Raw genomic sequence first — 13,722 nt, 5'->3', positions numbered from 1 at the left:
ACAGTGATCTCACAAACCAACCTTTGTCGGTTGGTTTGACCATACTCGAATCAAGCATTGACAAGGTTGTTGCCTGGAGATCACCTACAGTTAACCTCAGTTGCACACAGTCGTGACACCCTGAATCCTTGGCGGGTACACAAGCCCCAAATATTCCCCGAGAAGGCATTCGCACCACGAAGGGAGGGGCCCAAGCCCCGCCGATATCTGAACATTATTGAGCGATTTTGTCAGTGACGATTCCCGTTCAACCCAAGGAGGGACCTCATGAATCTGTCGCGTCGTCATCTGCTCTCCGGCGGTTTCGCCGGGCTGGGCGTGTTGGGAGTGTCGGCGTTGACCGGATGCTCCACCTCCACCGAGCCCAAGTCCGATACGGGCGCCGGTGACGCTAAGAAGCTCGTCCTGTGGATGTGGCCAGAAGGCTTCGACAAGCAGACGTTAGTTGCCGTCGCCAAAGCGCAGCCGTCTTATAACGTGCGTCAGGACATCATCGGTGGCGATTTCAAGCAGAAGCTCACGACGACCTTCACTGCGGGCTCCGGGCTGCCCGACCTTACCGGCGTCAAGGGCGAGGACATCGCCTTCTTCCGTGACCACGCCGGGTATTTTGTTGACCTCAATACTCTCGGCGCCAAAGACATTAAGTCCGACTACCTGGGCTGGAAGTGGGCCCAGGCGACCACCACTGACGGCAAGCAGCTGGGCATCCCCTCCGACATCGGTCCCACAGCCCTGTTCTACCGGGCTGACATCTTCGAGCAGGCCAAACTTCCCAGCGATCCCGACCAGGTCGCCACCCAGATGACCACCTGGGATGCCTTCATCGAGTTCGGTACCAAGTTGCTGGCCGCCAAGAAGAAGACCTACCTAGTGCGTAACGCCGCTGGCCTGTTCGGCACGATCTGGCCGCAGTCGGGCAAGGGATTCATTGACGAGAAGAAAACTTTCATCGGCGACCAGGACCACATTCGCAACGCGTGGGACATCACCGCAAAGGCACTCAAGGCCGGCATCATCGCTACGATCCAGTCCGACACCTCCGACGCCGCAGCCGCTGTCAACGAGGGACGTTTGCCTGCCGATTTCGGTGCCTCCTGGCACCTGGCTGACCTCATGGTTGACGCCCCTCAAACGAAAGGAAAGTGGCGGGTGTGCGCCCACCCCGGCCCGGCTATCAACCAGGGAGGTTCATTCCTGTCTATCCCGGCCGGCGCCTCGGATCCTAAGGCATCCTTTGCCGCGATCCGCGAGCTGCTCAGCGTAAAGTCCCAGATACGGGAGTACGTCCACAATGGCAACTTCCCCGTCTCCCCGAAAGCCTACGACGATCCGAAAGTCTCGGGTCCAGTGGACTTCCTCGGCGGCCAGCATGCGGCGAAGGTCTTCGGCAAGGCTGCCGAGTCGGTACGTCCGCTCTTCGAGGACTCGAACTCCGACGCCGTCTCCGCCCCGTTTGCGGCCCAGCTCGAGCGGGTCGAATCCTCGGGAAAGAATCCGGAAACTGCCTGGCAAGATGCCGTCTCCGAGGCTAAGCGCATCGCCAGGCAATTGCATCTCACCGTCAGGTGAGGCGTCTGTACCGAGATGAGTTCACCACATACCGCCACTGCCACCCCCACGGACGAGCTGCACCACCCGTCCGTGGGTCGACGAATGCGCAAGGCTTTGCCGATCTATGTCGCTTTGAGCCCGTATTTCTTCTTTTTCCTTGTCTTCGCCGCTATACCGATGATCTTTACCCTGCTACTAGCCTTCACCGACTGGTCCGGCTTGGGGAGTGCCCATTTCGTCGGTTTAGAGAATTTCACATATCTCATCAGCGACCACCTGTTCTACAAATCGCTGGGCAACACGCTCATTCTGTGGGCGATGGGCACGATCCCGACACTCATCATTGCCACGATCGTCGCCCTCATGCTGAACAAGACGATACGGTTCTCTACGACCTACCGGGTCATTTACTTGGTCCCGAACATCACGTCCATGGTGGCTATGGGCATCTTGTTCAGTTCGATTTTCTCCAGCCAGTTCGGCCTAGCCAACGCCGTGCGCAACCTACTAGGCCAGGAAAATATCGCCTGGTTGCAAAACGAGTGGGGCATCAAGATCGCCATCTCGTCCCTGACAGTGTGGTCATTCGTCGGCTATAACGCACTGCTCATCCTCGCCGGTCTGCAAGCCATCGACAAGACGCAGTATGAGGCGGCTGCCATTGACGGAGCCAACGGGTGGCAGACGTTCTTCCATGTCACCTTGCCCCAACTTCGTGCCATCGTCTTGTTCATCACCCTCATGTCGACGATCGGTTCGTTGCAGAGCTTCACCGAGGCGCAGGTGCTCACGAGTTCCCAGTCCGCCGGGGCGGCCTCGGCAGGCGGGGTGAACAATTCCGGTCTGACGATGGTGCTCTACTTCTACTCAGTGGCCTTCCAGGAGAACCGATACGGCTATGGAGCGACGATCGCCTGGGGAGTATTCGTCGTTGTGCTGTTCTTCTCGATCATTAACTGGCTCGTTACCCGCGAGCATGATCGCAAGGTGGCGTGATGAGACGGCGTATGCACATCGGGACGTTCTTCCGACACCTGTTCCTCATTCTGGGCGGGCTGATCTCGCTGTTCCCGTTCTACTGGATGTTCGTGCTGGCCAGCCGGCCGTCCTCGGTGATCTACAAATACCCTCCGGTCCTGATCCCCGGCAACCGTCTGGGTGAGAACGTTCACACCATCACCGATAAGGTCAACATCTGGGCGGCTATGGCCAACACGGCTCTCGTGGCGACCACGGTGTCGGTACTTGTGTTACTCATCTCGTCGCTGGCAGCTTTCGCCTTCGCCAAGTTCGATTTTCCCGGCAGGAACGTGCTCTTCGTGATTGTCCTGGCAACATTCTTGCTTCCCACCCAACTCGCGACGATCCCACAGTTCGTCCTCATGAGCAAGATCGGGTGGGTAGGCGACCTCAAGGCCGTCATCGTGCCCTCCCTGGCTAGCTCGTTCGGGGTGTTTTGGCTGCGACAGTACGCTACGAATGCCATCCCGAAGGAACTGCTGGAGGCTGCCACGCTAGATGGGTGCGGGTTCTGGCACCAGTACGTGCACGTGTGTCTACCGATTATTCGTCCTGCCATGGCATTCTTGGGGATCTTCACCTTCATCGGCTCGTGGAATGACTTCATGTGGCCCCTTATCGTCCTCAACGATCCCAGCAAACTGACCCTGCAGGTAGCCTTAAGCCAACTCAAGACGGCACACGGCACCGACTACGGCATGCTCATGGCTTCTTCGCTCATTGCTGTCGTCCCGCTGCTCGTCGTGTTTGTCATCGGTGCCAAGCAACTCATCGCCGGTATCTCGGAGGGAGCAGTCAAGAGTTAAGCCGCATCGAGGAGAGGCCATCCACGGCGGCAGCGCTGTCAATCGAAACCGCATCGCGCCCAGGGGTTCTCGTTGCTGAGGCTCGCCAGAGCGTGCCTGTGGTCATTCACAGCCTCGCAGCAAGAACTACGATTCATGCGCGGTGTGACGCTGGATGATCGAGATATGAAATACTATTACGCTGTGTTAACTCATAGCATCACGAAATCCCTGGACATCGTGCTCCTCACCGTGGCTGTAGCGCTTGGGTTTTTCGGACTGACAGCGTGGATAATCCTCCCGGACTCCCAGGCACCGCTCGTCGAGGCGTTAGGAATCCCGGCTGCATCGTGGCTCGTGGCATTGATCCTTGGCCTGATATTGCGTCCGTTTCCCACCAAACTAACCGGCAAGGTTGACGCCACCGCGATGAAGGGTGCCATCGCCAAGAAGACGATGATGGCGTTCTGTGGGATCACCTGGCCTGCGCTCATCCTGTTCGTTCTCGCATTCTTGCTACACCTACCGCGCGCATTCGTCTTGCTCGCCATGATTGCCCACGGCGCGACGCTGTTCCTCCTTCTTCGCTCGACCGATCAGCGTCTAGAGCAATTCGCCGAGACCTGGTGTGGCGACCATTACAACCCAGCGAATCCAGAGATCGACACATTCCTGCACGGCACGCGGTCGGTAAGCTTCGACTGACGAGCAACTGGAGGTGCCATGCCCGATCCGATTCGCGTCATCCTCGTCGACGATCAATCCCTGGTCCGTTCGGGGTTTCGTATGCTCATCGAATCCGAGGATGACATGGAGGTCGTCGCGGAGGCGTCAAATGGCCTCGAGGCCCTTGACGTGCTACGTCGAATGCCTGTCGACGTCGCCCTCATGGACATCCGGATGCCGCAGATGGACGGTGTCGAGGCCACTCAACGCATCACGGCGTCCCCACTGGATACCAAGGTGCTGATTCTGACCACCTTTGACCTCGACGAGTATGTGTACGCCGCTCTCAAGGCCGGCGCCTCGGGGTTCCTGCTCAAGGATGCCCGCCCCACGGAACTGCTGAGCGCTATCCGCAATGTTGCTGACGGCGACGCTGTCGTCGCACCATCAGCCACCCGCCGCTTGCTCGACCACGTCGTCCCCACCCTGCCTAACGATCCCAAAGCCGCAGATAAGAGGCTGTCGGTCTTGACGGATCGCGAGAAGGAAGTGCTGGTGGAGATTGCAAAGGGAGCGACGAACGCCGAAATCGCGCAGACCCTCTACATGGCAGAAGGAACTGTGAAAACTCACATCGGCCGACTACTATCGAAATTAGAGTGCCGTGACCGGGTTGGCCTCGTGCTGTTTGCCCATGAGGTCGGCCTCATTTGAGATACCTAAACCGTACTCAATACTGGGCATCATAAACGTCCGTCTTTTTCACGTCACCTAAGGCGTGAGGGGGTGTCGGCTACTAGTCGATACCCTTTTCGGGAACCATGAAAGGCATCATGAGCGACCACGACCGACCTTACGAATCTGACGAACCCCAGCACTCGCTGGACCATGCGATTCCGAGCGAGCCAGGGCCCTTCGAGCCACCACGACATGGCACCTCACCGGACTGGAGCGGTGACTCGCTGCGACCTATCGGTGAGCAGGATCGGGAACTAGCTCAATCCTGGGGACTACAGGCGCCGGCTCCTCAGCCGCCCCACACTGCCGAGTCTTTCCCTGCCCAACCCTTTAACACCGCCACCACGGCCCAACGCGGTGGCCTTGCTCCTGGGCTCCTCAATGCTCCCGTAGAGACCGACGCCGCAGCCGGCATGCAGCTCACCAAGATCTTCGGAGAAGGGGAAACCCGCGTCACAGCCCTGAATTCAATTAGCGTTCGCTTCACCCGCGGCACCTTCACCGCGATCATGGGACCGTCGGGATCCGGCAAGTCAACTCTCATGCACTGCCTGGCTGGCCTGGATCGCATAACCTCAGGGCAGGTATTCCTGGCTGGTATGGAGATTTCGAATCTTCCTGATGCCAAGCTGACGACTCTGCGCCGCGACAATGTCGGGTTCATCTTCCAGTCGTTCAACCTGCTGCCAATGCTCACCGCTGAGGAAAACATCCTGCTTCCTCTGGACTTGGCCGGACGGAAGCCTGACAGGGCACTGTGGGACCAGTTGATCACCGGCCTGGGCATTGGCGACCGGCTTAAGCATCGTCCCTCGGAGCTGTCGGGCGGCCAGCAGCAGCGTGTCGCTTGCGCCCGAGCCATGATCACCAAACCGCACGTCGTCTTTGCTGACGAACCAACCGGTGCGTTGGACTCAAAGTCAGGCGCAAACCTCCTGGGTTATCTGCGCCACTGCGTCGACGATCTGGGACAGACGATCATCATGGTCACTCACGACGCGAAGGCCGCATCCTATGCCGACCGCGCCCTCATGCTGTTAGACGGTCGCATCGTCGACGACATTGCCTCCCCCACCGCCGAATCGGTGAGCGAGGCAATGGCCGGATTGGAGGGCTGATGTTCACTGAGGCTCTCAGAGAGCTGCGTCACCATCCCGGTCGGATGGTCGCAACCCTCGTTGCCATCGCAGTGTCAGTTGGGTTCCTCGTCGGTATCTCGATGTTCGTACGTACCCAGGGTGTGGCGCTGGGGAAGGAACAGGCTGTCGCCACCTCGAAAGCCGACGTCGTCGTCGACACCGACGGAGCGGTTGTCGACCCCGATGAGGTCACCCGAACTATCAAGGAAACCCAGGGGGTCGGGGCTGTCGACACCGTGTTGTCGACGTCCATGCCAGCAGCCCACGGACACGATTCGGTGATGATCGACCTCCACCAGGTTCCGGAAGAGCCCTTCCGCTGGTCGACGGTCAAAGACGGGTCCTGGCCGTCGAAGGCCGACGAGGTCGCTCTGTCTGAAGATGCTGCCAAGCAACTCCAGGTCAGCATCGGCGATACCGTTGCGTTCAGCGGCCATGACCTCAAGGTGGTCGGCATCACCGACGACCCCTCAGCTCTGCAAACTGCTCCGGCTTATGTGGGTCAACTTCCCGGCCAAGCCCCCAACACCTGGGTTATCAAGGCCAAGGATGGGACGGCGCCGGGGCAGCTCGTCACCAACCTTGAGAAGACCCTGTCGAAGGTCAAGGACGCACCGCAGTTCAATAAAGACGACGCCGGCGCCACGATCTCGACGGCTGACTCTTTCCAGAAGAAAACCATCAATAGTCTCACCGAGGACTTCGATGTCACCAAATACATGCTTATGGTCTTTGGTGCTATCGCCCTGTTGGTGGGAGCGATTATTATCACGACGACCTTTCTCATTCTGTTGGCTCAGCGACGTCGCCAGATCGGCCTCATGAGGGCTGTTGGGGCGTCGAGCGGCCAGGTGAGACGACGAGTCCTCGCCGAAGCGATCGTGCTTGGCGTCCTTGGATCGGTGCTGGGGGTCGTGCTTGGCATCCTGCTGACCGTGGCCGGCACGGCCTATACCGGGGCCTTAGCCTTCGGGTTGGCCTGGCCGTGGGGTGACATTATCGTCGAGTTCCTCATCGGCATCGTCATTACTGTGTTGGCGGCCTTCCTGCCGGCACTGCAGGCAACTCGAGTGGCCCCGTTGGAGGCACTGCGCCCAGTACCGACCGTGGAACAGAAGCGTCGCATCGGTATTGCGAGAATCGTCGTCTGCTCCCTGCTTGCAGTGGCTGGAATTGCGCTATCTGTGGGGGCCATTGTCGGAACCGGTACATCGATCATCGTGATGGCGATTCTGTCAGCAATGTGTCTGTCTCTAACTTTGCTCATCGCGACCCCGCTGTACGTACCATGGTTGATCCGTGCCATGGGATTCCTGCTGCGGCCTCTCGGGCCCACAGCACGGCTATCAACCTCAAACGCCAACCGCAACCCGACTCGCACTTCTCTGACTGCGGTGGCCCTTATGTTGGCTATTGGCTTGTCGGTGACCTTGCAGGTGGGCATCTCGACGACGCGCACGACGGTCATGGACCAAATCAACGAGCACTTCCCGATCGACCTCACCCTCACGAACCGCCCCTCTTACGACCCGAATACCGGCCAGGAGACGGCGAGCACGCTCGACACGTCAGCCCTAAAGACGGTGCAGGACTTGCCGAACGTCAAGGACTCCATCGTCCTCAAAGGTGGGTTCGCCGAGAGTGATCTGTCCCCTCACACCCATATGTTGTCCGGAAACCCTGACGAGATCGCCAAGGTGGCACCCTCCATCGCCAAGGAGATGAAGCCGGGGGTCGCACTGATAACCTCCATGGACAACCCGCCGCAGACTATGACCTTCACCTCTTCTAAAGGCAAGGTGGCTCTCAAGGTCATGAAGGTCCACGGGCTTTCTGAGGGCGACGTCGTGGTCAATCAGGAGGACTTGAAGAGGATCGTGCCTTCCGTGACTGACCAGTCCATCTGGGTCCATCTGAACGACCGCAGCAATTTGGCCTCCACTCTGACGGTGATGATGTCCATGTCGAGCAGTAGTTCGCAGCATATGGACATCGGTGGAGGCGCCCTCATCGGCGGAATCGTCGAGCTAATCCTCAAGGTCCTGCTGATGGTGATGACGGCCCTGCTCGGTGTGGCAGTGCTCATCGCCCTCATCGGCGTGGCCAATACCTTGAGCCTGTCCGTGCTGGAGCGGCGTCGGGAATCTGCGCTGTTGCGGGCTATGGGCATGCAGCGGCGTGGATTGAGGTTGATGCTGCTGTACGAATCGATCCAGGTCGGAATGGTCGGCGTCATCGTGGGAATGGTTGCTGGGTTCTACTTCGCCTGGCTGGGCATTCGGTCGGTGTTCCGCGTCGCCTCGGACACCATCCCTGTGCACTTCTCGATCGATTGGCCATGGACCCTCGGTCTTATCGCGATCTGCCTGGTGGCGGCATGCCTGGCCTCGGTGTTGCCGGGCAGGCGAGCCGCCAAAGCCATTCCAACCGAGGCGCTCGCCGACGAGTGAGACCTTGTGCGGGAAGCCGTGAACCGGCCGCGTCCTTCGGGGCACGGCCGGTTTTCGCAGCGATTCATCGGACAACACCAGACGAGATAGGGGCAACACCGGTGTAGGAAAGGGCAACACCTACACGGATGTGGACAACACCGCAGGCAACACCACTTCGATGGGCTTAGGGCATCGCCCATCCGAAAGGTGCTGCCATGTTCACGTCCGCTACACCCCGCCGTCTCCACTCCCTCTGGCAGGAGTTGTGCTCCCACCCCCGTGCCCCGTGGCGCACCGACGTCATCTGCCGCGGGTGCTACCCAGAGGACCTTCCCCAACGACTGCGTCACGACGACGCTGCCGCACTTCGCGCCCTCATCGCCGCCCGCAGCGGGGCCGGTCAGACATCCGAATTCGCCGGGATGGCGCTGATTCAGGCGATTCTTCCTACCCTGGTCATGATCGCCAATCGTGATCGTCAGGCCTGTCTAGATGACTACATCGGCGAGGCCTGGGTCGTTATCGTCAATTTCCCGTTGTCCCGTACTACCAAGGTGTGCACAAATGTGGCCTTGGACTGTCTGCATGCCATCTCATCTCGACGCCAGCGCAGCAGCCCAGAAACCCCTGCCGAATCGATCAACATCAGCGCACCAGAGGTGCAAGAACCAGGGCAGGTGGCGTCGGACCTGCTCAGTGCAGCTGAGGAGCTCGGAATCATCACTCCGGCAAGCGCACCAGTATTGCGTAGTGTGTGGGTGGAGGCATTGGATTGCGCTACCGCCGCACGACGTCATAACACCAGCCCTACAGCGGTGCGAGCTCGATGCTCTCGGGCGAGCCGGGCCATGAGGCAGCGTCGTGACGAGTTGCTCGCCGCGTCGTGAATGAGGTTGCGATGCGTGCGACGTATGCTTGTTCGCTGTGACGAAGTTCAAGCGTGTCATGGCTCTGCTCGGGGTGATCTATCTCGTGACCGTGGGAGGCTTGTACTTCGTGCTAGCTGACCGCAGCGACAATTTCATCCATGATGGCCAGATCATCCAGGGGACCGTGACAGCTGTCTACTCGCACCGCTCCGTCAGTACCGGTGCTACCAAGTACCTCATGCATGCCGAGGGCGGCAATGTTGCGCTCATTTCGTACACCTACGACGGGGTGACGGATACGGTCTGGTCGAACCCCTACCGTGACATCAAGAAATACCGCGTGGGTCAGAAGGTCGATCTAGTGATCCGGGCCACACCGAATCATCCGGATGACGCCATCGTGACGGTGCGTGACCACACCATCCTGGGCTTGCGTCTCATCCCTTGGGGATTCCTCGCCAGCGCCGTCATTATGACGGCATGGTTCGGACGTGACTACTGGAGGTCCAAGAGACGCCGTCGACTAGGTGGTCAGCGTCACACCCCGGCCGCCGTCGAAGCCTAACGAGAGTCAATCAGCCACGTCAGGAACTCTTTAAGTTCTCCAGTCTCACCGTCGCGACCGCCTCTGCCAATATGCATCGGGGGCAGGGAAGGGTGAAGCTTGACCCCACGCAGTCGCGCAGCGAAACCACCGGGGACGACGAGGTGGTAGTACTCCCCGTTTTCTCCGATGGCGAGGGAATGCTTGGCGTTGAGGTACCAGCCTCGTTTGTCAGTGCGCGCCTCGTGGCCGTCCATAAGTTGAGCGCGCAGCGGCACTGGTGTCATCCCCCTGAGCGCGAGCCATGACGAGGAAGTCATCGATGAGTCGCTGGGCCTGAACAGCCTCCTGACGACGCGCTCTTTCCTCAAACTCGATACGGAGGCGGGCATCCTCGGCACGTTTGCTGGTCACGAGTTGAGGGTACGGCATCCCCCGCAACAAGCCTGAACTGTATGTCCGGAGGCGTCACACAACGCCGATGGTTGGAACCAGTTCGGGGACGCGGCACCACTGCGCATCCCCGAACCGTTGACGTCAGAACAGTCCGATGGTTTCGCCGTTATCGTCGATATCGATCCTCTCGGCGGCCGGGTGACGGCCCAAGCCCGGCATGGTGCGCATGTCGCCGCAGATCGCGTAGATGTATCCAGCTCCGACGGCGGCCCTCACCTCGCGCACAGGCAACCGCCATCCGGTCGGGGCGCCCTTGAGGGATGGGTCATGGGACAGGGACAGGTGGGTCTTCGCGATGACGACCGGGAATGTGCCGTAGCCGAGATCCTCGAAGTGGGCCAGCTCCTTGGCTGCCGCTGGGGCGATGTCGATTCCGTCAGCCCCATAAACCTTGGTAGCAACCTTGGTCAGTTTCTCGACTAGAGAGTCCTCAAGGTCGTAGGTGTAGCGGAAGTCGGCCTTGTGGTCACAGGCTGCCACGACCGCGTGAGCCAGGTCGATGGCACCGTCACCGCCATCGACGACATGGGTCGAAGAGGCGAAATGGGCTCCGGCGGCCTCAGCGACTTTACGGACGGCATCGATCTCACCGGGGTGATCGGTCGGGAAAACGTTGAGAGCCACAACCGGGGAGACGCCGAACTCACGCACAATCTCGATGTGTTTGCGCAGATTGGCAGCACCAGCGAGCACGTCGTCAAGGTTGTCCTCCAGCATTGCCGGGGGCAGGGGTTTTCCGGGGATGACGTTGTAGCGGCCGGCGTGGGTTTTGAGGGCACGCACGGTGGCGACGAGGACGGCAGCGTCGGGGCGCATCCCGCCGATGCGGCATTTGATGTTGAAGAACCGCTCAGCTCCCATGTCCGCACCGAATCCGGCCTCGGTGAGCAGGTAGTCGCCGCAACCGATACCGACGCGGTCTGCGATGACCGAGGAGTTACCGGTTGCGATATTGCCGAAGGGGCCGGCATGAACGAGCACCGGGCTGTTCTCGGTAGTTTGTAATAGGTTCGGCTTGAGGGCGTCTTTAAGAATGACGGCCATCGATCCGGCGGCGTGCAGATCCTCGGCGCTGACTGGCTCCTTGGAGCGGTTGTAGCCGATGACAATACGCCCCAGGCGAGCACGCAGGTCGGACAAGGAGGTGGCCAAGGCCAGGATGACGCCAACTTCGCTGGCTGCGGTGATATCGAATCCGGTCTCGCGGGGGACACCGTCGACCCTCGATCCAAGACCAACAATGGTGTTGCGCAGGGCACGGTCATTGATATCGACGACGCGACGCCACGAGATCGAGTGAGGTTCGATGTCGAGCTCGTTGCCCTGGTGCAGATGGTTGTCGATCATGGCGGCAAGCAGGTTGTGGGCCGCTCCGATGGCATGGAAGTCACCAGTCAGGTGCAAATTAAGCTTCTCCATCGGCAGCACCTGGGAGTATCCAGCACCGGCGGCACCGCCCTTGATTCCGAAAGTTGGGCCCATCGACGGCTGGCGCAGGGCCAACACGCTGTGCTTACCGATCTTCTCTAGCCCCTGGGCTAGACCAACAGCGGTGGTCGTCTTGCCCTCACCAAGGGGCGTGGGGGTCATGGCCGTGACGACGACGTATTTACCGCGAGGATGATCCCTGTTGTGCGTGATGACCTCGAGGTCCACCTTCGCGACGCCGCGCCCATAGGACTCCAGGTACTTCTCATCAATGCCTGCCCGGGCTGCAACCTTCTCGATGGGGTCAAGGTGGGCCTCGCGGGCAATTTCAAGATCCGACTTCATTGTCATAGCTCCAATCATGACGTGTTGAACACCTCTTTGCATACCTGTGCGCATCATGGCCGGCCCGGACTGCCACCGACGCTCACCTGACGCCACAGCAGCGTAGCGTTCCGCTGCCATCACATGTCACCGAGATTCTCCTCGAGGTCGCAGACATAGGACCCGAGCAAACTTCCGTAACAAAAGCGCCGAGAGCCCCGAGCTGTGGCAACCGTCCACGTGGTACTTCGCCCGCAGGTGGGGGTATTTCCGGTCCTGCTGCGTCGTCCTTGCAGCATCATTGATGAGGCCGACCTTGCAGGGCCGCTGAGGTGGATCCTCTGCGAGTGTTCTTCGGTTCACCCTTTAGGATCGATAGAGGCCAGCCCGAAGGAGACCATGTGTTCTGGCAGAATCTGCGCCACCTGTGGCGACGCCACGACTTCCGGAGGATTCTCGGGGTTCGTGTAGCTACCCAGGCGGCTGACGGCACCCTTCAGGTCGGGATGGCCTCCTACGTTTTGCTCTCCCCCGAGCAGCAGCCTGACGCGTGGTCGATCGCCATGGTGCTGGCTATCACCTTGCTGCCCTTCAGCATCATTGGCCCCTTCATTTCCGTCGTACTCGACCGCTGGTCGCGTCAGCGCATCCTCGTCTATACCGATGGTCTGCGCTGCCTCATTGCGGTCGGGCTGGGGATCTTAGTCTGGAATGGCGCGCGCGATAAACCCTCCCACCTGGCCTTGCTCATCGGGTTACTCATCGCGATGAGCCTCAACCGGTTCTTGCTCACCGCTTTGGTCGCTGGGTTGGAATACACCATCGACAAGCGTGACTACCTGACGGCGTCGTCGATCATGCCGACGATTGGCCCACTCGGGCTCATGATTGGTGCGGTTGTTGCTGCCGCAGTGCGCATGATTGCCGGACGCCATATCCCTGTGCACCACGCCGACACGATCATTTTCTGCATCTCCGCAGCCCTCTTCGCAGTCTCGGTCGCCTTGGGGCTGCAGTTTTCACGTCGGGAGCTTGGGCCGCCACTGGTGGATCGTTCCCGGACGATGAGAACGGTGGCTGGGGATGTGGTGGATGGGTTCCGCTATCTAAGAAAAGTGCCACTGGTGGGGCACTCCCTCACGCTGATCGGCGCCCAGCGGGTGCTGTTCGGGGTGTACTCGGTAGCGATGATCCTGGGGTACCGTAACCGATTTCATGTGCAGTCTGACATCAACGGAGCCATGGCAGACATGACCGTATGGGCCGTAGCTATGGGCGCCGGCTTCGTGCTCTCGGCAGGCTTCATGCCCATGTTGGTGCATCGGCTAGGAATGCGTCGTGCCCTTATGACCCTCCTCATCGCGACTGCGGTCATCCAGGCCTTCCCAGGCGCCACCCCAAACCGTTGGGGTCTGCTCATGGCTGGCTTTCTCGTCGGGCTATTCGCCCAGTCCCTCAAGGCCGGTGTCGACACCATTTGCCAGGCACACATCACTGACGGCTACAAAGGCCGTGTGTTCATCGCTTACGACATGGTGTACAACGCGATGTTCGTGGCAGGTTCAGCTTTGGCTGCATTGGCGCTGCCCATCCAGGGACTGTCCGGCCCACACATAGTCGGCCTGGCCATCGCCTACGCCGTGATGGCTGTGGTCTTCGCGCTAGCGACCCGGGCCCATGGTAACGACGTCTTTGACAAGGGCAGTGCCCTCGGCGGGTTGCCCGCCGCTAACCCCAAAGAATGACGCCATGCACGGGCGTCGCTCC

The 13,722-nt window shown here is 60.0% G+C and carries 11 protein-coding genes and 1 pseudogene; 10 read left to right on the top strand and 2 right to left on the bottom strand.

Translation table 11 applies throughout. The annotated features are described in order from the left end of the window. Positions 1-267: 267 nt before the first annotated feature. The 9 genes from LRP59_RS02260 (at position 268) to LRP59_RS02220 (ending at position 9,768) form a co-directional block, all read left to right on the top strand. Positions 268-1,572: an ABC transporter substrate-binding protein gene (locus LRP59_RS02260; RefSeq protein WP_002512767.1), complete on the top strand. Its 1,305-nt coding sequence runs from the start codon at positions 268-270 to the stop codon at positions 1,570-1,572. Positions 1,573-1,656: 84 nt separating this feature from the next. Beyond that, on the top strand, positions 1,657-2,550 hold the full coding sequence (locus LRP59_RS02255) for a carbohydrate ABC transporter permease (protein WP_002520950.1): 894 nt from the start codon (positions 1,657-1,659) through the stop codon (positions 2,548-2,550). Continuing rightward, the gene (locus LRP59_RS02250) at positions 2,550-3,380 is read left to right on the top strand and encodes a carbohydrate ABC transporter permease (RefSeq protein WP_002520949.1); all 831 of its coding nucleotides are present in this window, start codon (positions 2,550-2,552) and stop codon (positions 3,378-3,380) included. The genes LRP59_RS02255 and LRP59_RS02250 overlap by 1 nt, the downstream gene beginning before the upstream one ends. A 135-nt stretch (positions 3,381-3,515) precedes the next feature. After that, positions 3,516-4,064, top strand: a complete 549-nt coding sequence (locus LRP59_RS02245) for a hypothetical protein (RefSeq protein WP_002520948.1) — start codon at positions 3,516-3,518, stop codon at positions 4,062-4,064. An 18-nt stretch (positions 4,065-4,082) separates the two neighbouring features. Continuing rightward, positions 4,083-4,739 (top strand): response regulator transcription factor, encoded by a 657-nt coding sequence (locus tag LRP59_RS02240; RefSeq protein ID WP_002512763.1) that lies wholly within the window; start codon positions 4,083-4,085, stop codon positions 4,737-4,739. A 107-nt stretch (positions 4,740-4,846) separates the two neighbouring features. Beyond that, complete coding sequence (locus LRP59_RS02235) at positions 4,847-5,881, top strand: ABC transporter ATP-binding protein (protein WP_002512762.1); 1,035 nt, start codon at positions 4,847-4,849, stop codon at positions 5,879-5,881. Then, entirely contained in the window at positions 5,881-8,352 is a 2,472-nt protein-coding gene (locus LRP59_RS02230; RefSeq protein WP_002512761.1) for an ABC transporter permease, read from the top strand. The genes LRP59_RS02235 and LRP59_RS02230 overlap by 1 nt, the downstream gene beginning before the upstream one ends. A gap of 197 nt (positions 8,353-8,549) precedes the next feature. After that, positions 8,550-9,221: a hypothetical protein gene (locus LRP59_RS02225; protein ID WP_002512760.1), complete on the top strand. Its 672-nt coding sequence runs from the start codon at positions 8,550-8,552 to the stop codon at positions 9,219-9,221. A 58-nt stretch (positions 9,222-9,279) separates the two neighbouring features. Then, positions 9,280-9,768 carry a hypothetical protein gene (locus LRP59_RS02220; protein WP_032499752.1) on the top strand — a complete coding sequence of 163 codons (489 nt, stop codon included), beginning with the start codon at positions 9,280-9,282 and terminating at the stop codon, positions 9,766-9,768. Here LRP59_RS02220 and LRP59_RS02215 read toward each other — a convergent pair. Both LRP59_RS02215 and LRP59_RS02210 read right to left on the bottom strand, forming a co-directional pair. Next, positions 9,765-10,179: pseudogene (locus LRP59_RS02215) on the bottom strand (hypothetical protein). The gene LRP59_RS02220 and the pseudogene LRP59_RS02215 overlap by 4 nt on opposite strands. Positions 10,180-10,284: 105 nt before the next feature. Continuing rightward, a complete protein-coding gene (locus tag LRP59_RS02210) occupies positions 10,285-12,033 on the bottom strand; it encodes a formate--tetrahydrofolate ligase (protein ID WP_171011483.1) in 1,749 nt (582 codons plus the stop codon). 269 nt (positions 12,034-12,302) lie between these two features. On the opposite strand from LRP59_RS02210, the gene LRP59_RS02205 reads away from it, so the two are divergent. Then, positions 12,303-13,700 carry an MFS transporter gene (locus LRP59_RS02205; RefSeq protein ID WP_002520940.1) on the top strand — a complete coding sequence of 466 codons (1,398 nt, stop codon included), beginning with the start codon at positions 12,303-12,305 and terminating at the stop codon, positions 13,698-13,700. Positions 13,701-13,722: the final 22 nt, after the last annotated feature.

Origin of the sequence: Cutibacterium sp. 37298 (genome assembly GCF_023838685.1) — a bacterium.
GTDB lineage: Bacteria > Actinomycetota > Actinomycetes > Propionibacteriales > Propionibacteriaceae > Cutibacterium > Cutibacterium acnes.
Note: the sequence above shows the minus strand (reverse complement) of the source record. Positions and strands in the feature narration are given on the sequence as shown.